Below are 19,159 nucleotides of genomic sequence, written 5' to 3' on the forward strand. Positions count from 1 at the left end.
CCCTTCCGGATCCGCCCTTTCCAGCACGCATCAGCCATGACGGACGCGACGACCAATCTTCTCGACTTCGATCTCGAGGCGCTTTCCGCGTACTGCGAGCGTCTGGGCGAGAAGCGTTTCCGCGCCGTCCAGCTGTTCCGCTGGATCCATCAGCGCGGCGCGCGCGACTTCGACCAGATGAGCGATCTGGCCAAGTCGCTGCGCGCCAAGCTCGCCGGCTGCGCGACGATCCGTCCGCTGCCGGTCATCTCCGAACATGTTTCCGCCGACGGCACGGTCAAGTGGCTGTTCGACGTCGGCGCCGGCAATGCGGTCGAGAGCGTCTTCATTCCCGAGGACGACCGGGGCACGCTGTGCGTGTCCTCGCAGGCCGGCTGCGCGGTGGGTTGCCGCTTCTGCTCGACGGGGCACCAGGGCTTCTCCCGCAACCTCTCCACCGGCGAGATCCTCGCCCAGCTCTGGCATGCCGAGCACAGCCTGCGCGCTCGACTGAAGACGCCCGCCGGCGACCGTGTCATCACCAATGTCGTGATGATGGGCATGGGCGAGCCGCTGCAGAACTATGGCGCGCTCGTTCCCGCGCTGCGCGTGATGCTCGACGACCACGGCTACGGCCTGTCGCGCCGGCGGGTGACGGTGTCGACCTCCGGTGTCGTGCCCTTCATGGAGCGCCTGCGCGAGGACCTGCCGGTGGCGCTGGCGGTGTCGCTGCATGCGCCCGACGATGCCCTGCGCGACCCGCTGGTGCCGCTGAACCGCAAGTACCCGCTCGCTGAGCTGCTCGCCGCCTGCAAGGGCTATCTGGAGCGCGCGCCGCGCGACTTCATCACCTTCGAATACTGCATGCTCGACGGCGTCAACGACGGCGACGAGCAGGCGCGGGCGCTGCTGGCGTTGGTCGGCCCGAAGGGCCCGGCTGGCCGCGTGCCCTGCAAGTTCAACCTGATCCCGTTCAACCCGTTCCCGGCCTCGGGCCTGAAGCGCTCGTCCAGCGAGCGGGTGCAGGCCTTCGCGAAGATCCTGATCGAGGGCGGCATCGTCACCACGGTGCGCAAGACGCGCGGCGACGACATCGACGCCGCCTGCGGCCAGCTCGCCGGCGAGGTGCAGGACCGCACCCGCGCGGCCGAGCGCATGACCCGCGCGCCGGTGCAGGTGATCCGCCCGGTCCGTCCGGCCTGAAGCCCGGCCAGGGGTCTTCCCCGGCGCGGCCGCTTCGCCACCTCCGCCCACCATGCTTTCTGGGAGCGTCCTGATGCCGAAGACCCCGATCTGCCTGCGACCGCTGGCCCTGACGCTGCTGCTGGCGGCTGTCGGTGCGTCCGGCCTGCTGGGCGGCTGCGTCGCCGGCCCGGCCACCCCGGTGCCGATGGGCACCGAGACCGGCAACGCGCCGCAGATCGCGCAGGCGGCGCGGCGGGACCTGGTCACCGCCTCCGACGAGACCGAGCCGATGCGCCGGGTGCGCATCCGCACCGAGCTGGCGGCGGCCTATTTCGGCCAGGGCCAGCACGCCACCGCGCTCGACGAGGTCAAGCGGGCGCTGGCGGTCGACCCGCAGCATGTGCCGGCGCTGAGCCTGCGCGGCATGATCTACGCGGCGATGAGCGAATACGAGCTGGCCGAGGCCAGCCTGCGCGAGGCGCTGCGCCTGAAGCCCGACGACGCCGACACCCTGCACAACCACGGCTGGTTCCTGTGCCAGCGCCGTCGCTTCGACGAGGCCCGACGCCAGTTCGAGGCGGCGATGGCGGTGCCGCAGTACCGCGGCCAGGCGCGCACGCTGCTGGTGGCCGGCCTGTGCGAGGCCCGCGCCGGCGAGCTGCAGACCGCCCAGATCATCCTGCAGCGCAGCTTCGATCTCGAGCCGGGCAATCCGGCCACCAGCTTCAATCTGGCGGAAGTGATGATGCGTCGCGGCGAGCTCGAGCGCGCCTTCTACCATGTGCAGCGCCTGAACCAGACGCCTGAGCTGGTGCGTCCGGAAACGCTGTGGCTGGCCATCCGCATCCAGCAGCGCCGGAATCTGCCCGCGTCCGTGGAAGAATTGGGGGGTCAGCTGCGCACTCGCTTTCCGACATCGCGCGAGGCGGCGGCATTCGATCAAGGACGATTTGATGAGTGATGTGACAACGCCGGCGGCCGGTGCGCAGCCGACCGGATCGGCGGGCCGCCTTCTCCAGGCAGGCCGTGAACGGCGTGGCCTCGAGCTTGATGCCCTGGCGCAGCTGCTGAAGGTGCCGGTGCGCAAGCTGCAGGCGCTGGAGGCGGACCGCTTCGAGGAGCTGCCGGGCGCTGCCTTCACCCGCAGTCTGGCCCAGTCCTATGCCCGTCAGGTCGGGGTCGATGTGCAGGAGGTGCTGGCGCTGCTGCCGCAGGCCGTCGTGCCGCCGCAGCGGCTCGAGCATGTCAGCCGCGGCTTGCAGACCCCCTACCGCGAGGGCAGCGGGGCGCATTTCGGCGGCAGTGGCGGCCGAGGTGGCTTCGAGGGCTTCCGGCCGGTGCACGGCGTCGCGCTGGCGCTGCTGGCGCTGGCGCTGCTGCTGTGGCTGCTGCCGCCGCTGTCGACGCTGCTGCCCTCGCTGGGCCTGTCGAGCCGCAGCGAGCCGGCGGCCGAGGTCGCCGCCGGCAGCGAGGCCGCGGCCTCGAGCACGGTGGTCGTCGAGACCGTTCATGGCGTCCCTGCCGAGCAGGTGACGACGCCCGTGCCGCCGGCCGCCTCTGCCGTGCCGGTGATGCCCGTGCCAGTGGCCGCCTCGGCCCCGCCGGCTGCGCCGTCCGCGTCGGCCCCGGTGCCCGCAGCTGCTGCGCCGGCTGGCACGGTGGTGCTCAAGACCCGCGCCGCCTCCTGGATCGAGGTGCGTGATGCCGGCAATGCGGTGCTGCTGTCGCGTACGCTGCAGCCGGGCGAGACGGTCGGCCTGGATGGCGCGATGCCGATGCGGGTGCGCGTCGGCGTGGCCAGCGCGCTCGAGCTCTCGCTGCGTGGCGAGCCGGTCGACCTCAAGCCCTATACCCGCGACACCTCCGCCACCGTGGTGCTCAAGTGATGCTCAAGTGAGCTTCCGCCCTCCATTGCAGCGATGACGATGAACACCCGTCCCGATTCCGCCCCGATTCCTCTCGGCGAGGCCCTGCCGCGCCGCAGTCTCCAGGCCCGCGTGGTCTGGGGCTCGCGTGTGGTCACCGTCGGCGGCAGCGCGCCGGTGCGCGTGCAGTCGATGACCAACACCGACACCGTCGACGTGATCGGCACCGCCATCCAGGTCAAGGAGCTGGCGCTGGCCGGCTCCGAGATGGTGCGCATCACCGTCAACACGCCCGAAGCCGCGGCGGCCGTGCCGCACATCCGCGAGCAGCTCGACCGCATGCAGGTCGACGTGCCGCTGGTGGGTGACTTCCACTACAACGGCCACACGCTGCTGAGCCAGCATCCGGCCTGCGCCGAGGCGCTGTCCAAGTACCGCATCAACCCGGGCAATGTCGGCAAGGGTGACAAGCGCGATCGCCAGTTCGGCATGATGATCGAGGCGGCCTTGAAGCACGACAAGCCGGTGCGCATCGGCGTCAACTGGGGCAGCCTCGACCAGGAGCTGCTCGCGCGCCTGATGGACGAGAACCAGCAGCGCGCCCGGCCCTGGGAAGCGCGCCAGGTGATGTACGAGGCGCTGATCCAGTCGGCGCTGGACTCGGCCGGCCACGCGGTCGAGCTGGGCATGGACCCGGCGCAGGTGCTGATCAGCTGCAAGGTCTCGGGCGTGCAGGACCTGATCGCGGTCTACCAGGAACTGGCCAGGCGCTGCGATCACCCGCTGCATCTGGGCCTGACCGAGGCCGGCATGGGTACCAAGGGCACGGTGGCGTCTGCCGCGGCTCTGAGCGTGCTGCTGCAGCAGGGCATCGGCGACACCATCCGCGTGTCGCTCACGCCGCAGCCGGGCGAGGCGCGCACGCAGGAGGTGGTGGTCGCCACCGAAATCCTGCAGGCGCTGGGCCTGCGCACCTTCGTGCCGAGCGTCACCGCCTGCCCGGGCTGCGGTCGCACCACCAGCACCACCTTCCAGGAGCTGGCCAAGCAGATCGACGACTACCTGCGTGCGTCGATGCCGGTCTGGCGCGCCCGGTACCCCGGCGTCGAGAACCTGAAGGTCGCGGTGATGGGCTGCATCGTCAACGGCCCTGGCGAGAGCAAGCATGCCGACATCGGCATCAGCCTGCCCGGCACCGGCGAGGCGCCGGCCGCGCCGGTCTTCATCGACGGCGAGAAGGCGCTGACACTGCGCGGCGAGGGCATCGCCACCGAATTCCAGGCGCTGGTGCAGCAGTACATCGAGCGTCGCTTCGGCGGCGCGAACAAGGCCGCCTGAGAGCGGCTCTCTCGGCTCTCCCTTCACGTCTTCCTTCTCTGATGAGCGAAAAACTCCAGGCCGTCAAAGGCATGAACGACCTGCTGCCGCCGGACTCGGCGCGGTGGGAATGGTTCGAGGACAGCGTGCGCGCGCTGATGCGCCGCTACGGCTACTTCAGCGTGCGCACCCCGATCGTCGAGCCCACGCCGCTGTTCGTGCGCGGCCTGGGCGAGGTCACCGACATCGTCGAGAAGGAGATGTATTCCTTCGAGGACAAGCTCAATGGCGACGCGCTGACGCTGCGCCCGGAGGGCACCGCCGGCGTGGTGCGCGCGGTGGTGCAGCACAACCTGCTCTACGACGGCCCGAAGCGCCTGTTCTACATCGGCCCGATGTTCCGCCACGAGCGGCCGCAGAAAGGCCGCTACCGCCAGTTCCACCAGGTCGGCGTCGAGGCGCTGGGCTTCGCCGGGCCGGACGTGGACGCCGAGGTCATCCTGATGGCGCGCAGCCTCTGGCGTGACCTGGGGCTGACCGACGTGCGCCTGGAGATCAACAGCCTGGGCCAGCCCGAGGAGCGCAAGGCGCACCGCGCCGCGCTGATCGCGCACTTCGAGGCCAATCTCGAGGTGCTCGACGAGGAGGCGAAGCGCCGCCTGCACAGCAACCCGCTGCGCCTGCTCGACACCAAGAACCCGGCGATGCAGGCGGTGGTCGAGGCCGCGCCGAAGCTGATGGACTTCCTCGGCGAGGCGTCGCTGGCGCACTTCGACGCGGTGCGTGCGGTGCTGGATGCGGTCAAGCAGCCCTACCGCATCAACCCGCGCCTGGTGCGCGGCATGGACTACTACAACCTGACCGTGTTCGAGTGGGTCACCGACCGGCTCGGCGCGCAGGGCACGGTCTGCGGCGGCGGGCGCTACGACGGCCTGATCGAGCAGATCGGCGGCAAGCCGGCGCCGGCGGTCGGCTGGGGTCTGGGCATCGAGCGGGTGCTGGCGCTGCTGGAGGACAGCGGCGTGCAGGTGCCGGTGCAGGTGCCCGACGCCTATGCGGTCATCCCGGACGCCTCCGCGCTGGCGGTGGCCACCGTGACGGCCGAGGCGCTTCGCGCGCAAGGGCTGAAGGTGGTGCTGCACGCCGGCGGCAAGGACGGCCCCGGCAGCATGAAGTCGCAGTTCAAGAAGGCCGACGCCAGCGGCGCGCGCTTCGCGCTGGTCTTCGGCGGCAACGAGCTGGCCGAGGGCATGGTGGCGGTCAAGCCGCTGCGCGGCGGCGGCGAGCAGGTGCTGCGCCCGCTGGCCGATGTCGCCGGCTGGGCCGCGACGCTGGCCGCATAATTGCCTTCGTCTTCCTTCCGTCCTCATTCCAACAACGATTGCAGCGCATGGCCTCGCATCTCGATCTCGAAGAACAGGAACAGCTCGACCAGCTCAAGGCGTTCTGGAACAGGTTCGGCAACCTGATCCTGAGCATCCTGCTGGTGGTGCTGACCGCCTATGCCGGCTGGAACGGCTGGCAGTGGTGGCAGCGCGATCAGGCCTCCAAGGCCGGCGGCGTCTATGACGAGCTCGAGCGCGCGGTGCAGGCCGGTGATGCCGACCGCGCCGCCAAGGTCTTCGCCGATCTGAAGTCGCGCTATGGCTCGACCGCCTTCGCCGGACAGGGCGGCCTGCTGACGGCCCGGGTGCAGGCCGACAAGGGCCAGGCCGATGCGGCCCGCGCCACGCTGGAGTGGGTCGCGGCCGACGCCGGAGAAGACGAGTACCGCGCGATCGCGAAGCTGCGCCTGGCGGCGCTGAAGATCGAGGCCAGGCAGCCTGACGAGGCGCTGCGCCTGCTCGAGGGCCTGCCCGAGAGCTTTGCCGCGCTGGCGGCCGATCGCCGCGGCGACATCCTGCTGGCCAAGGGCCAGCGCGCCGAGGCGGTGGCCGCCTACCAGCAGGCCTGGAAGGGCCTGGAGGCGGGCGCAGACTACCGCCGCCTGGTCGAGGCCAAGCTCGGCGCGCTCGGTGCCGCGCCCGACGCTGCACCGGCCGCACCGGCTGACGGAGCGTCCAAGTGATCGCCCGCCGTGCCCTCGCGCTCGGCCTGAGTGCCCTGGCGGCGCTGCTGGCGGCCTGCAGCTCCAGCCCGAAGCCGACGCCCACGCCGCTGGAGCCGCTGCAGGCGAAGATTGCCGGCCGTCAGGTCTGGCGTCAGAGCCTGGGCACGCCGGTGGCCGGCCTGTCGGTCGCGGTGCTGGGCGACCGTTTCCTGCTGGCCAGCGCCCGCGGTCAGCTGACCAGTCTCGACATCGGCACCGGCGAGGTCCGCAGCCGGCTCGAGATCGGCGCGCCGCTGTCGGCCGGCGTGGGCAGCGACGGCCGCCATGCGGCGGTGGTCACCCAGGACAACGAGCTGGTGGTGTCCGACAGCGAGCGTGTCGTCTGGCGCACCCGGCTGAACTCGCGGGTCGTCACCGCGCCGCTGGTGGCCGGCGAGCGGGTCTTCGTCCAGGCGATCGACCGCAGCCTGTGGGCCTTCGATGCCTTCGACGGCCGCCTGCTGTGGTCGACGCCGCGCTCCGGCGAGGCGCTGTCGCTGCAGCAGCCCGGCGTGCTGCTGGCCTACCGCAACACGCTGCTGGCCGGCGTCGGGCCGCGCCTGACCGCGATCGACCCGATCAGCGGTGCGCTGCGTGGCCAGATGACGATCGCCGCGCCGCGCGGCACCAACGAGGTCGAGCGCCTGGCCGATCTGGTCGCGCCGCCCGCCCGCCTGGGCGAGACAGTGTGCGTGCGTGCCTTCCAGTCGGCGGTCGGCTGCGTCAACGCGGAGCGTGGCTCGGTGCTGTGGACCCGCCAGCAGGGCGGGCACCAGGGTGTGGCGATGGATGCCGAGTTCGTCTTCGGCTCGGATGCCAGCGACCGCATCACCGCCTGGCGGCGCAGCAGCGGCGATGTCGCCTGGAGCAGCGACCGTCTGCGCCACCGCGGCCTGAGCGCGCCGCTGAGCCTGGGCTCGACCGTCGTCTTCGGCGACGCCGAGGGCTGGCTGCATCTGCTGTCGCGCGACCGCGGCGAGACCCTGCTGCGCCTGCCCACCGACGGCAGCGCGATCGTCGCGCCGCTGGTGCGTTCCGGCCTGACGGTGCTGGCGGTGACCCGCGCCGGCAACGTCTTCGCCTTCCGTCCCGAATGAGCGGCGCCGCGGCCCCTCGCGGGTCGCGGTCTGCCGCTGTCTCTCCTGCAACAACAACGCGACGGCCCCGTTTCCTGGCGGCGTCGCAGATCGGATCTGAGCCATGAAACCCGTGATTGCCCTCGTCGGACGTCCCAACGTCGGCAAGTCCACGCTCTTCAACCGCCTGACGCGCAGCCGTGACGCCATCGTCGCGGACTATGCCGGCCTGACCCGCGACCGCCACTATGGCGACGGTCGTGTCGGCACCTACGAGTTCATCGTCATCGACACCGGCGGCTTCGAGCCCGACAGCTCCGAGGGCATCTACCACGAGATGGCCAAGCAGACCTGCCAGGCGGTGGCCGAGGCGGATGCGGTCATCTTCGTCGTCGACGTGCGTGCGGGCCTGTCGGCGCAGGACCATGACATCGCGCGCTACCTGCGCTCGACCGGCAAGCGCGTGCTGCTGGCGGCCAACAAGGCCGAGGGCATGAAGGACGGCCCGCAGCTGGCCGAGTTCTTCGAGCTGGGCATCGGCGAGCCGATTGCCGTCTCCTCGGCCCACGGCCAGGGCGTGCGCAGCCTGATCGACATGGCGCTCGAGGGCCTGGTGCCCGAAGAGGACGAGGAAGAGGCCGAGGTCGACGACGCCGACCGCCCGGTGCGGCTGGCGGTGTGCGGCCGCCCCAATGTCGGCAAGTCGACGCTGATCAACACCTGGCTGGGCGAGGAGCGGCTGGTCGCCTTCGACCAGGCCGGCACCACCCGCGACGCGATCCATGTGCCCTTCGAGCGCGATGGCCAGCGCTACGAGCTGATCGACACCGCCGGCCTGCGCCGCAAGGGCCGGGTGTTCGAGTCGATCGAGAAGTTCTCGGTGGTCAAGACGCTGCAGGCGATTGCCGACGCCAATGTCGTGCTGCTGCTGATCGATGCCACCGAGGGTGTGTCCGACCAGGATGCGCACATCGCCGGCTACATTCTCGATTCGGGCCGTGCGGTGGTCATCGCGATCAACAAGTGGGATGCGGTCGACGAGTATCAGCGCCAGATGCTGCAGCGCTCGATCGAGACGCGGCTGTCCTTCCTGAAGTTCGCGCCGCTGCTCAACATCTCGGCGCGGCGCCGCCAGGGCCTGGGCCCGCTGTGGCAGGCGATCGAGGCCTCCTGGGCCTCGGCGCGCTGCAAGATGCCCACGCCGGTGCTGACCCGGCTGCTGCAGGAGGCGGTGGCCTTCCAGCAGCCCAAGCGGGCCGGATCCTTCCGCCCGAAACTGCGTTATGCCCACCAGGGTGGGCAGAACCCGCCGGTGATCGTGATTCACGGCAATGCCGTGGAGCATGTCACCGACGTGTACAAGCGCTATCTGGAGAGCCGGTTCCGCGAGCATTTCAAGCTCGTCGGCACTCCGTTGCGCATCGAGTTGCGCGCCTCGCGCAATCCCTTCACGGAAAAGGATTCCTGAATCCCGGGACCCCGATACCGCGCGTGTGATAACGTGCGGCACTTCGACTCCACTTTTCCAACACGGAGCATATCGTGAGCAACAAAGGGCAACTGCTACAAGACCCCTTCCTGAACCTCCTGCGCAAGGAGCATGTTCCGGTCTCGATCTATCTGGTCAACGGCATCAAGCTGCAGGGCCACATCGAGTCCTTCGACCAGTATGTGGTGCTGCTGCGCAATACCGTGACCCAGATGGTCTACAAGCACGCGATCTCCACCGTCGTGCCGGGCCGTCCGGTGAACTTCCACGCGGCAGAGTCTCCCGAGCCGCACTGACCCCTGATTCCCCAGCAATCGCCCTCAAGGCACTTTCTCGTCCATCTTGACTGAAACGGCTTCTCTCGCGCCTCCACGCGCTGTTCTGGTCGGGGTGGATCTCGGCCCCGGGTCTTCCTTCGATCCTTCCCTGGACGAGCTGGCCCTGCTGGCCGAATCCGCGGGCGACCTCCCGGTCGCCCGCATCATTGCCCGCCGCAAGTCGCCGGATCCAGCCCTGTTCGTCGGCTCCGGCAAGGCCGAGGAGATCCGCCTGACGGTGCTCGAGCACCGCGCGCAGTGCGTGATCTTCGACCAGGCCCTGGGGCCCGCGCAGCAGCGCAATCTCGAACGCGTGCTCGGCGTCGAGGTTCTCGACCGCACCGGGCTGATCCTGGACATCTTCGCCGCGCGTGCGCGCAGCCATGAAGGCAAGCTGCAGGTCGAACTGGCCAAGCTGCAGTATCTGGCCACCCGGCTGGTGCGCCGCTGGTCGCACCTGGAGCGGCAGAAGGGCGGCCACGGCCTGCGCGGCGGCCCCGGCGAGACGCAGATCGAACTCGACCGGCGCATGATCGACACCCGCATCAAGTCGGTCAAGGAGCGCCTGGCCAAGGTCAAGCGCCAGCGCGGCACCCAGCGCCGTGCCCGCGAGCGCCGCGGCACCTTCCGCATCTCGCTGGTCGGCTACACCAATGCCGGCAAGAGCACGCTGTTCAACGCGATGGTCAAGGCGCGCAGCTATGCGGCCGATCAGCTCTTCGCCACGCTCGATACCACCGTGCGCCAGCTCTACCTCGAGGACGCCGGCTGCAGCGTCTCGCTGTCGGACACCGTCGGCTTCATCCGCGATCTGCCGCACGGTCTGGTCGAGGCCTTCCAGGCCACGCTGCAGGAAGCGGCCGATGCCGACCTGCTGCTGCATGTGGTCGATGCCGCCAGCCCGAACCGCCTCGAGCAGATCGAGGAGGTGATGCGGGTGCTGCAGGAGATCGATGCCGCGGGCATCCGCCAGATGCTGGTGTTCAACAAGCTCGACGCGCTCGAGGACGATGCGCGGCCGCGCGTGATGGTCGACCGGTTCGAGATCGAGCCGGGCCGCAGCATCGAGCGGCTGCATGTCAGCGCCCGCAGCGGCGAGGGGCTCGCGCAGCTGCGCGAGCGTCTGGCTGCGATCGTTCTCGAGGCGGACGAGCCGAGCCCGCCCGCCGAACATGATCCCCGTTTCGATCGCGACGGAACCATTGCCCCGGATTGGCGCTCCGACCCGGAGGATCATTTTCAACCCGCGCCGGATGCGGCGTGAGCCATGTTGTAATTCCGGACATGAACAACACGAAACCGATGGGTGAGCGCATCGTCTCGTCCCGCCTGGCCGATGTGGCTGGTGCAGCCCTTCATCTGGTGGCCGGTGCCGTCAGGCAGCTGACACGCCGGGGGCATGGCCCGGCAGGCGTCACCGTCCTGAACAACTCCGGACGCAATGACGGTCCGCCCGATCTCGACGAGCTGTGGCGCGACTTCAACCAGAAGCTCGGCGGTCTTTTCGGTGGCAAGGGCGGCCCGGGCTCGCCGACGCCTTCCGGTCAGCCTGACCCCTCGGAGGGGCGGGCGGTCGGCATCGGCGGCGGCCTGATCGCCGGCGTGGCGGCGGTGCTCTGGCTGGGCAGTGGCTTCTTCATCGTGCAGGAAGGCGAGCAGGCGGTCATCCTGACCTTCGGCAAGTTCAGCCGGACCGTCGAGGCAGGCATCCAGTATCGGCTGCCCGGACCGTTCCAGTCGCACGAGACGGTCAGCGTCACCCAGACCCGCTCGACCGAGATCGGCCGCAATGCGGTGGTGCAGACCACCGGCCTGCGCGACTCCTCGATGCTGACGCAGGACGAGAACATCGTCGACATCCGCTTCACCGTGCAGTGGCGGCTGAAGCAGGCCAAGGATTTCCTGTTCGAGAACCGCAATGTCGAGGAAGCGGTGGTGCATGCCGCCGAGAGCGCGGTGCGCGAGATCGTCGGCCGCAGCACGATGAACTCGGTGCTCTACGAGCAGCGCGACGCGATCGCGGTCGATCTGGTCAAGTCGATCCAGTCCCAGCTCGACCGGCTCAAGGCGGGCATCCTGGTGACGAACGTCAATGTGCAGAGCGTGCAGGCGCCCGAGCAGGTCCAGGCCGCCTTCGACGATGCGGTCAAGGCCGGCGCCGATCGCGAGCGTCTGAAGAACGAAGGCCAGGCCTATGCCAACGACATCATTCCGAAGGCGCGTGGCACCGCCGCACGCCTGATGGAGGAGTCCGAGGCCTACCGCGCACGGGTGGTGGCCCAGGCCATCGGTGACAGCGAGCGCTTCCGCAGCGTGCTGGCCGAATACCAGAAGGCCCCCGCGGTCACCCGCGACCGGCTCTACATCGACACGATGTCGCAGGTCTACTCCAATGTCAGCAAGGTCATGGTCGACTCGCGCAGTGGCAGCAATCTGCTCTATCTGCCGCTCGATCGGCTGATGCAGCAGTCGGCGGCCAACGCGCCGGTGCCGGCTCCTCAGGCGCCGGCTTCTGCGGCGCAGACGGAGCCGTCCGCAGGCGCGGCGGGAGGGGACATCCGTTCCCGTGATGGCCAGCGCGGTCGCGATCGTGACAGTCGCTGAGTCGATTCGCAGGCACAGGCCCCAGGAACAGGCAAGAACATGAATCGAATCGGACTGATGGGTGTCGGCGCGATGCTGGCGCTGATGGTGGGATCGTCGACGCTGTTCGTGGTCGACCAGCGCAACTACGCGGTCGTCTATGCGCTCGGCGAGATCAAGGAAGTGATCACCGAGCCGGGGCTCAAGTTCAAGCTGCCCCCGCCGCTGCAGAACGTCAAGTTCATCGACCGTCGTACCCAGACCCTCGACAGCCCCGAGACCCGCCCGATCTTCACCGCCGAGAAGCAGAGCCTGGTGATCGACTGGCTGATCAAGTGGCGCGTCACCGATGCACGCCAGTTCATCCGCAACACCGGCGTCGATCTGCGCAATGCCGAGGTGCGGCTGAGCCCGATCGTGCAGGCGGCGCTCAACGAGGAAGTCACCAAGCGCACCGTGGGCACGATGCTCTCGAGCGAGCGCGACAAGGTGATGCAGGGCGTGATGAAGCGGCTGCAGGACGACGCGAAGAACTTCGGCATCGAGGTGGTCGACGTGCGCATCAAGCGGGTCGACTTCGCCTCCACGGTGACCGAGTCGGTCTATCGCCGCATGGAGTCCGAGCGCAAGCGGGTGGCCAACGAGCTGCGCTCGCAAGGTGCGGCCGATGGCGAGAAGATCCGCGCCGATGCCGACCGCCAGCGCGAGGTCATCCTGGCCGAGGCCTACCGCGAGGCGCAGAAGGTCAAGGGCCTGGGCGATGCCGAGGCCTCGTCGATCTATGCCGAGTCCTTCGGCCGTGATCCGCAGTTCGCGAACTTCTATCGCAGCCTCGAGGCCTACCGCGCGAGCTTCCGCAACAAGACGGACGTGATGGTGGTCGATCCCTCGAGCGACTTCTTCCGCGTGATGCGCGGCGGCTCCGGCAGCGCGAAGTGACGCACGCGTGGGCGAGTCGCTGCTGACCGCGCTGGCGCTGGTGCTGATCGTCGAGGGGCTGCTGCCCTTCGCCAGCCCGGTGCAATGGCGCCGCGTCTTCGAGGAACTGCTGAAGATGCAGGACGGCCAGATCCGCTTCGTGGGCCTGATCAGCATCGTCTGCGGACTGCTGATGCTGGCTTTCCTGGCCGGCTGAGCCGTTGTCATCATGCCGACACCGACCCGCGGGCGGGTCGGCGATCTCGTGCTGCCGCGCGCAGGCCGGTAGAATCACGTTTTTAGTCCTTCCCCCACCGCTATGTCTTCTGCTTGGCTGCTGCCCGAGCACATTGCCGACGTCCTGCCCCACGAGGCGCGGCGCATCGAGGAACTGCGTCGCATCCTGCTGGACGCGGCGCGTGCGCATGGCTGCGAGCTGGTCATGCCGCCGATGCTCGAGCATCTGGAGTCGCTGCTCAGCGGCACCGGCCGGGCGCTCGATCTGCGCACCTTCAAGCTGGTCGACCAGCTCAGCGGCCGCACGCTGGGCGTGCGGGCCGACACCACGCCGCAGGTCGCCCGGATCGACGCGCATCTGCTCAACCGCGCCGGCCTGACCCGTCTGTGCTACTGCGGTCCGGTTCTGCACACGCTGCCGGCCGCGCCGGGCAGCACCCGCGAGCCGCTGCAGTTCGGTGCCGAGATCTACGGCCATGCCGGTCTCGAGGCTGACCTGGAGGTGCAGGAGCTGGCGATCGAGTGCCTGCAGCGCGCTGGCGTGCCGGGGCTGGTGATGGACCTGGCCGATGCGCGCCTGCTCACCGGCCTGCTCGACGGTCTGCCGCCCAAGGCGATCGACGCGGAAGCGCTGGAGGCGGCGCTGGCCGCGAAGGATCAGGCCGCCGTCGACGCGCTGACCGCGGCGCTGCCGCCGCAGGTGCGCGACGCGCTGCGGCTGCTGCCGGCGCTCTACGGTGGTGACGAGGTGCTGGCGCTGGCGCGCGAGCGCCTGCCGGCGCTGCCGCAGGTGACGGCCGCGCTAGACGACCTGCAGTGGCTGGCCAGCCATCTGCGTCGTGCCTATCCGGAACTGAGCGTCGGCTTCGATCTGGCCGATCTGGCCGGCTACGACTACTACAGCGGCAGCCGCTTCGCCGTCTACGCCGCCGGCAGCGCCGGCGCGCTGGTGCGCGGCGGCCGCTATGACGATGTCGGCGCGATCTTCGGTCGCAGCCGTCCTGCCGTCGGCTTCAGCCTGGATCTGAAGACGGTGGTCGGTCACGGCCATGTCGACGGCCGCCGCGCGGCGATCCTGGCGCCCTGGGGCGAGGATCCTGCGCTGCGCGCCGCGATCCGCCGACTGCGCGACAGCGGCGAGTCGGTGGTCTGTCTTCTTCCCGGCCACGAGCATGAGGCCGATGAATTCGAGTGCGACCGCGAGCTGGTCGATGTGCTCGGACAATGGGTGGTCCGGGCGCGCTGAGCGTCGCCGTGCTTCCCGCCTGACCCTCTTTCCTTTCGAACGGATACTTGAGATGGATACACGCAGTGCTGCGTCCGCCGGAACGCGCGGTCGCAATGTCGTCGTCGTCGGCACGCAATGGGGTGACGAAGGCAAGGGCAAGGTCGTCGACTGGCTGACCGACCATGCCGCCGGCGTCGTTCGCTTCCAGGGCGGCCACAACGCCGGCCACACGCTGGTGATCAACGGCAAGAAGACCGCGCTGCAGATCATCCCGTCGGGCATCATGCGCGAGGGTGTGCCGTGCTTCATCGGCAACGGCGTCGTGGTCGATCCGACCCATCTGCTGTCCGAGATCGAGCGCCTGGAGGCCGCGGGCCTGGATGTGCGCTCGCGCCTGTTCATCAGCGAGTCCTGCCCGCTGATCCTGCCTTTCCATGTCGCGGTCGACAAGGCGCGCGAGGCGCTGCGCGAGAACTCGGGTGCCGGCAAGATCGGCACCACCGGCAAGGGCATCGGCCCGGCCTACGAGGACAAGGTCGCCCGCCGCGCGCTGCGCGTGCAGGACCTGAAGCACCCGCACCGCTTCGCCAAGAAGCTGCGCGACCTGCTCGACCTGCACAACTTCGCGCTGACCGGCTACCTGAAGAGCGAGGCGCTCGAGTTCCAGCCGATCTTCGACCACGCGATGAAGCTGGCCGAGCAGCTCAAGCCGATGATGGCCGATGTGGGCGTGCTGATCGACCAGGCCAATCGCGCCGGCGGCTCGATCCTGTTCGAGGGCGCGCAGGGCACGCTGCTCGACGTCGACCACGGCACCTATCCGTATGTCACCTCGAGCAACTGCGTTGCCGGCAACGCCGCCGCGGGCTCGGGCGTCGGTCCGGGCATGCTGAACTACATCCTGGGCATCACCAAGGCCTACACCACCCGTGTCGGTTCGGGCCCGTTCCCGACCGAGCTGGACTGGGACACGCCCGGCACCGTCGGCCACCACCTGTCGACCGTCGGTCAGGAGCGTGGCACCGTCACCGGCCGGGCTCGCCGCTGCGGCTGGCTGGATGCGGCCGCGCTGAAGCGCTCGATCCTGATCAACGGCATCTCCGGCCTGTGCCTGACCAAGCTCGACGTGCTCGACGGCCTGTCGGAGATCCGCATGTGCACCGGCTACGAGCTGCACGGCGAGAAGGTCGACATCCTGCCGCTGGATGCCGACGAGATCGTCAACTGCGTTCCGGTCTACGAGACCTTCCCCGGCTGGACGGAAACCACGTTCGGCGTGACTTCGTGGGATGCCTTGCCCTTGAATGCTCGCCGTTATCTCGAACGGGTTCAGGAATTCATCGGTGCGCCGATCGACATGGTTTCGACCGGGCCTGACCGTGACCACACCATCCTGCTGCGCCACCCGTACAAGGGTTGATCAAGGAGTTCCCATGCTGACTGATGACGGCAAGCACCTCTATGTTTCCTGGGACGAGTATCACCAGCTGATCGAACGACTGGCCATCCAGGTCCACGAGTCCGGCTGGGAGTTCGACCAGATCCTGTGTCTGGCCCGCGGCGGCCTGCGCCCGGGCGACGTGATGTCGCGCGTGTTCGACAAGCCGCTGGCCATCATGGCCACCAGTTCCTATCGCGCCGAGGCCGGCACGATCCAGGGTCGTCTGGACATGGCCAAGTACATCACCATGCCCAAGGGCGAGCTGGCGGGGCGTGTCCTGCTGGTCGATGATCTGGCCGACTCCGGCGTGACGCTTCAGGCAGTGGTCGAGCGCCTGCGCGGCATGCCCTCGATCCGTGAACTGCGCTCGGCGGTGCTGTGGGTCAAGGGCGTGTCCTGCTACACGCCGGACTATTTCGTCGAGATGCTGCCCACCAGTCCGTGGATTCATCAGCCCTTCGAGGAATACGATTCGCTGCGCCCGGACGGCCTGCTGCGCAAGACCAGCGTCTGATGGCCTGATTCTCCGGCCGAATGCGAATGCAAAGGCCCGCTCACCGAGAGGTGAGCGGGCCTTTTTCATGGTGTCGGCAGCGATTCTTGTGACATGCGCGCCAATGGAAAAAGCCGGCGTGAAGCCGGCTTTTTCGTCTGTCTGGTGCCCAGGAGAGGACTCGAACCTCCACGGAGTTACCCGCTAGTACCTGAAACTAGTGCGTCTACCAATTCCGCCACCTGGGCCTTGAAATCCTTGACTACGAACGATGATCCGGATCTCGAAGATCATCGCAAGATGGTGCCCAGGAGAGGACTCGAACCTCCACGGAGTTACCCGCTAGTACCTGAAACTAGTGCGTCTACCAATTCCGCCACCTGGGCCTTGAAATCCTGAATACGAACACAGACCGGGATTTCAAAGGTCTGTGCAAGTTGCCGAATCTGGCGTATGCTGGATTCGTTGGTGGTGCCCAGGAGAGGACTCGAACCTCCACGGAGTTACCCGCTAGTACCTGAAACTAGTGCGTCTACCAATTCCGCCACCTGGGCTTTTGCGCTGCTTCGAAATTTTGTTTCGATCAGCGAAGAACGCCAGTGTAGCATGAGAAAAATTCGATCCGCAAGTGTTTGAGAAGGAATTTCGTTGAACAGCACGCTGATGAGTGAAGTGGAAGGCACGGTGCAGGGTCACCGTGACGGTCACGGCTTCGTGGTGGTGGAGGGCGGCGAAGCCGACATCTATCTGGCACCGCAGGAAATGAGGGCGGTGCTGCATCGCGATCGGGTCCGGGTGCGCATCGTGCGCTACGACCGCAAGGGCCGCCCGGAAGGGCGGGTGCTGGAGATCCTGGAGCGGCGGCGCGCGCCGATCATCGGCCGGCTGCTGCTGGAGAACGGCGTCTGGATCGTCGCGCCGGAGGACAAGCGCTATGGTCAGGACATCCTGATCCCGAAGAACGCCACCGCGAAGGCCGAGGCCGGCCAGGTGGTCGCGGTCGAGCTGACCGAGCCGCCCTCGCTGCACTCCCAGCCGGTCGGGCGCATCACCGAGGTGCTGGGCGACATCGACGATCCCGGCATGGAGATCGAGATCGCGGTGCGCAAGTACGAGGTACCGCACCGTTTTTCGCCCGAGACGCTGGCGCAGACCGGCAAGCTGCCCGACCGGGTGCGTGCGGTCGACATGAAGCAGCGCATCAACCTGACCGACGTGCCGCTGGTGACGATCGACGGCGAGGACGCGCGCGACTTCGACGATGCGGTCTACTGCGAGCCGGCCAAGGTCGGGCGGCGCAAGGGCTGGCGGCTGGTGGTGGCCATCGCCGACGTCAGCCACTATGTCAAGCCGGGCGACCCGCTCGATGACGATGCCTATGAGCGCGCGACCTCGGTCTACTTCCCGCGCCGCGTCATTCCGATGCTGCCGGAGAAGCTCTCCAACGGCCTGTGCTCGCTCAATCCCGAGCAGAACCGGCTCTCGATGGTCTGCGACATGCTGGTCGATGTCACCGGCGAGGTCGCTGCCTACCAGTTCTATCCGGCGGTGATCTGCTCGCATGCGCGGCTGACCTACACCGAGGTGGCTGCGGTGCTGTCGAATACCCGTGGTCCGGAGGCGCAGCGCCGCGCCGATCTGGTGCCGCATCTGCTGCACCTGCACGAGGTCTACCGCGTGCTGCTCAGGCAGCGCGGCACGCGCGGCGCGATCGACTTCGAGACCACCGAGACGCAGATCGTCTGCGACGACAACGGCCGCATCGAGAAGATCGTGCCGCGGGTGCGCACCGAGGCGCATCGGCTGATCGAGGAGGCGATGCTGGCGGCCAATGTCTGCGCCGCCGACTTCATCCAGGCGGGCAAGCATCCGTCGCTGTACCGCGTCCACGAGGGGCCGACGCCCGAGAAGCGGGTGGCGCTGCAGGCCTATCTGCGCAGCCTGGGCCTCAACCTGTCGGTCAGCGACGAGCCCAAGCCGGCCGAGCTGCAGGCGCTGGCGCAGCAGACCCGCGACCGGCCGGATGCGGCGCAGATCCACGCGATGCTGCTGCGCTCGATGCAGCAGGCGATCTACACGCCGATCAACAGCGGCCACTTCGGTCTGGCCTATGACGCCTACACCCACTTCACCAGCCCGATCCGGCGCTATCCGGACCTGCTGGTGCACCGGGTGATCAAGGCCATCCTGGGCAAGCGCAAGTACGCGCTGGTGGTGAAGTCCTCGATTCCCGGGGCGGCGCAGCCGCTGCGCCGGCGTCCCGGTGGCGCCTCCGCCAAGCCGATGCCCCGGATGGAGGGCATCGCGCCGCGCGATCTGGAGGTCTGGGAGGCGGCTGGCGCACACTGCAGCGCCAACGAGCGCCGCGCCGACGAGGCCTCGCGCGATGTCGAGGCCTGGCTGAAGTGCAAGTTCATGCGCGACCGCCTCGGCGAGGAGTATTCCGGCACCGTCAGCGCGGCGACCAGCTTCGGCCTGTTCGTGCAGCTCGACGAGCTCTATGTCGAGGGCCTGGTGCACATCACCGAGCTGGGCGGCGAGTATTTCCGCTACGACGAAGTCCGCCAGGAACTGCGCGGCGAGCGCACCGGCGTGCGCTATGCGGTGGGCGTGCGCATCCGGGTGCAGGTCAGCCGGGTCGATCTGGACGGGCGGCGCATCGACTTCCGCCTGGTGCGCGATCCGCTGGCGCCGGCGCTGCCGCCGGCCGCACCGGCCGGCAAGGGCGGGCGCGAGCGCGCACCGGCCCGGGCGCAGGACGAGCTGCAGTCGGTGACCGAGGCCGATCGTGCGGTGCGCCGCGCCGCATCACGCGAGCGTGACCGCACCAACAGCGCGCGGCCTTCGCGCAAGGCCGCCAAGCGCACGGCCAAGTCCGCAGGCAAGACCGCCACCAAGAACAGCGCGGCCAAGCGCCGGCGCTGATTCAGGCCGAGGCGGGC

The 19,159-nt window shown here is 68.7% G+C and carries 17 protein-coding genes and 3 tRNA genes; 17 read left to right on the forward strand and 3 right to left on the reverse strand.

The window, feature by feature from the left end; genetic code table 11:
• Window positions 1-36 precede the first annotated feature (36 nt).
• From rlmN to NFT33_RS03350, 16 genes are all read left to right on the forward strand, one after another.
• Window positions 37-1,182 carry a dual-specificity RNA methyltransferase RlmN gene (gene rlmN, locus NFT33_RS03275; RefSeq protein WP_251673141.1) on the forward strand — a complete coding sequence of 382 codons (1,146 nt, stop codon included), beginning with the start codon at window positions 37-39 and terminating at the stop codon, window positions 1,180-1,182.
• 73 nt (window positions 1,183-1,255) lie between these two features.
• Complete coding sequence (pilW, locus tag NFT33_RS03280) at window positions 1,256-2,125, forward strand: type IV pilus biogenesis/stability protein PilW (RefSeq protein ID WP_244954457.1); 870 nt, start codon at window positions 1,256-1,258, stop codon at window positions 2,123-2,125.
• Complete coding sequence (locus NFT33_RS03285) at window positions 2,118-3,050, forward strand: helix-turn-helix domain-containing protein (protein WP_251673143.1); 933 nt, start codon at window positions 2,118-2,120, stop codon at window positions 3,048-3,050. Before pilW ends, NFT33_RS03285 begins: the two co-directional genes overlap by 8 nt.
• A 33-nt stretch (window positions 3,051-3,083) precedes the next feature.
• Window positions 3,084-4,367, forward strand: a complete 1,284-nt coding sequence (gene ispG, locus NFT33_RS03290; RefSeq protein ID WP_251673145.1) for a flavodoxin-dependent (E)-4-hydroxy-3-methylbut-2-enyl-diphosphate synthase — start codon at window positions 3,084-3,086, stop codon at window positions 4,365-4,367.
• 41 nt (window positions 4,368-4,408) lie between these two features.
• Window positions 4,409-5,689 (forward strand): histidine--tRNA ligase, encoded by a 1,281-nt coding sequence (gene hisS / locus NFT33_RS03295; RefSeq protein WP_251673147.1) that lies wholly within the window; start codon window positions 4,409-4,411, stop codon window positions 5,687-5,689.
• A gap of 47 nt (window positions 5,690-5,736) precedes the next feature.
• The gene (locus NFT33_RS03300) at window positions 5,737-6,414 is read left to right on the forward strand and encodes a YfgM family protein (RefSeq protein ID WP_149503244.1); all 678 of its coding nucleotides are present in this window, start codon (window positions 5,737-5,739) and stop codon (window positions 6,412-6,414) included.
• Complete coding sequence (gene bamB, locus NFT33_RS03305; RefSeq protein WP_244954458.1) at window positions 6,411-7,532, forward strand: outer membrane protein assembly factor BamB; 1,122 nt, start codon at window positions 6,411-6,413, stop codon at window positions 7,530-7,532. Before NFT33_RS03300 ends, bamB begins: the two co-directional genes overlap by 4 nt.
• Before the next feature lie 103 nt (window positions 7,533-7,635).
• Window positions 7,636-8,979: a ribosome biogenesis GTPase Der gene (gene der, locus NFT33_RS03310; RefSeq protein WP_251673149.1), complete on the forward strand. Its 1,344-nt coding sequence runs from the start codon at window positions 7,636-7,638 to the stop codon at window positions 8,977-8,979.
• A gap of 74 nt (window positions 8,980-9,053) precedes the next feature.
• Window positions 9,054-9,296 carry an RNA chaperone Hfq gene (hfq, locus tag NFT33_RS03315; RefSeq protein WP_037481379.1) on the forward strand — a complete coding sequence of 81 codons (243 nt, stop codon included), beginning with the start codon at window positions 9,054-9,056 and terminating at the stop codon, window positions 9,294-9,296.
• A 46-nt stretch (window positions 9,297-9,342) separates the two neighbouring features.
• Window positions 9,343-10,581, forward strand: coding sequence for a GTPase HflX (hflX, locus tag NFT33_RS03320; RefSeq protein ID WP_251673151.1), 1,239 nt, complete (start codon window positions 9,343-9,345; stop codon window positions 10,579-10,581).
• Between the two features lie 20 nt (window positions 10,582-10,601).
• Complete coding sequence (hflK, locus tag NFT33_RS03325; protein ID WP_246607023.1) at window positions 10,602-11,921, forward strand: FtsH protease activity modulator HflK; 1,320 nt, start codon at window positions 10,602-10,604, stop codon at window positions 11,919-11,921.
• 39 nt (window positions 11,922-11,960) lie between these two features.
• Window positions 11,961-12,839, forward strand: coding sequence for a protease modulator HflC (gene hflC, locus NFT33_RS03330; RefSeq protein ID WP_220785308.1), 879 nt, complete (start codon window positions 11,961-11,963; stop codon window positions 12,837-12,839).
• Window positions 12,840-12,846: 7 nt separating this feature from the next.
• Window positions 12,847-13,035 carry a DUF2065 domain-containing protein gene (locus NFT33_RS03335; RefSeq protein WP_037481384.1) on the forward strand — a complete coding sequence of 63 codons (189 nt, stop codon included), beginning with the start codon at window positions 12,847-12,849 and terminating at the stop codon, window positions 13,033-13,035.
• Between the two features lie 102 nt (window positions 13,036-13,137).
• Window positions 13,138-14,301 (forward strand): ATP phosphoribosyltransferase regulatory subunit, encoded by a 1,164-nt coding sequence (locus tag NFT33_RS03340; RefSeq protein ID WP_220785310.1) that lies wholly within the window; start codon window positions 13,138-13,140, stop codon window positions 14,299-14,301.
• A 52-nt stretch (window positions 14,302-14,353) separates the two neighbouring features.
• Window positions 14,354-15,703, forward strand: coding sequence for an adenylosuccinate synthase (locus NFT33_RS03345; RefSeq protein WP_251673153.1), 1,350 nt, complete (start codon window positions 14,354-14,356; stop codon window positions 15,701-15,703).
• A 13-nt stretch (window positions 15,704-15,716) separates the two neighbouring features.
• Window positions 15,717-16,238 carry a phosphoribosyltransferase gene (locus NFT33_RS03350; protein WP_149503250.1) on the forward strand — a complete coding sequence of 174 codons (522 nt, stop codon included), beginning with the start codon at window positions 15,717-15,719 and terminating at the stop codon, window positions 16,236-16,238.
• Window positions 16,239-16,380: 142 nt separating this feature from the next.
• On the opposite strand, the gene NFT33_RS03355 is transcribed toward NFT33_RS03350, so the two are convergent.
• The 3 genes from NFT33_RS03355 to NFT33_RS03365 form a co-directional block, all read right to left on the reverse strand.
• Window positions 16,381-16,465 (reverse strand) — tRNA-Leu (locus NFT33_RS03355).
• A 53-nt stretch (window positions 16,466-16,518) separates the two neighbouring features.
• Window positions 16,519-16,603 (reverse strand) — tRNA-Leu (locus NFT33_RS03360).
• 83 nt (window positions 16,604-16,686) lie between these two features.
• Window positions 16,687-16,771: transfer RNA gene (locus NFT33_RS03365), tRNA-Leu, on the reverse strand.
• A 109-nt stretch (window positions 16,772-16,880) separates the two neighbouring features.
• Here NFT33_RS03365 and rnr point away from each other — a divergent pair.
• Complete coding sequence (gene rnr, locus NFT33_RS03370) at window positions 16,881-19,142, forward strand: ribonuclease R (protein ID WP_251673155.1); 2,262 nt, start codon at window positions 16,881-16,883, stop codon at window positions 19,140-19,142.
• The last annotated feature ends 17 nt before the right edge of the window (window positions 19,143-19,159 follow it).

The sequence above is a fragment of the Sphaerotilus sp. FB-3 genome, assembly GCF_023706025.1.
In the GTDB taxonomy this organism is placed as follows: Bacteria; Pseudomonadota; Gammaproteobacteria; order Burkholderiales; family Burkholderiaceae_C; genus Sphaerotilus; species Sphaerotilus sulfidivorans.

Coding starts and splice junctions, on each gene's coding strand:
- rlmN (WP_251673141.1), top strand. CDS start 37: ATGACGGACGCGACGACCAATCTTCTCGACTTCGATCTCGAGGCGCTT.
- pilW (WP_244954457.1), top strand. CDS start 1,256: ATGCCGAAGACCCCGATCTGCCTGCGACCGCTGGCCCTGACGCTGCTG.
- NFT33_RS03285 (WP_251673143.1), top strand. CDS start 2,118: ATGAGTGATGTGACAACGCCGGCGGCCGGTGCGCAGCCGACCGGATCG.
- ispG (WP_251673145.1), top strand. CDS start 3,084: ATGACGATGAACACCCGTCCCGATTCCGCCCCGATTCCTCTCGGCGAG.
- hisS (WP_251673147.1), top strand. CDS start 4,409: ATGAGCGAAAAACTCCAGGCCGTCAAAGGCATGAACGACCTGCTGCCG.
- NFT33_RS03300 (WP_149503244.1), top strand. CDS start 5,737: ATGGCCTCGCATCTCGATCTCGAAGAACAGGAACAGCTCGACCAGCTC.
- der (WP_251673149.1), top strand. CDS start 7,636: ATGAAACCCGTGATTGCCCTCGTCGGACGTCCCAACGTCGGCAAGTCC.
- hflK (WP_246607023.1), top strand. CDS start 10,602: ATGAACAACACGAAACCGATGGGTGAGCGCATCGTCTCGTCCCGCCTG.
- hflC (WP_220785308.1), top strand. CDS start 11,961: ATGAATCGAATCGGACTGATGGGTGTCGGCGCGATGCTGGCGCTGATG.
- NFT33_RS03340 (WP_220785310.1), top strand. CDS start 13,138: ATGTCTTCTGCTTGGCTGCTGCCCGAGCACATTGCCGACGTCCTGCCC.
- NFT33_RS03345 (WP_251673153.1), top strand. CDS start 14,354: ATGGATACACGCAGTGCTGCGTCCGCCGGAACGCGCGGTCGCAATGTC.
- NFT33_RS03350 (WP_149503250.1), top strand. CDS start 15,717: ATGCTGACTGATGACGGCAAGCACCTCTATGTTTCCTGGGACGAGTAT.
- rnr (WP_251673155.1), top strand. CDS start 16,881: ATGAGTGAAGTGGAAGGCACGGTGCAGGGTCACCGTGACGGTCACGGC.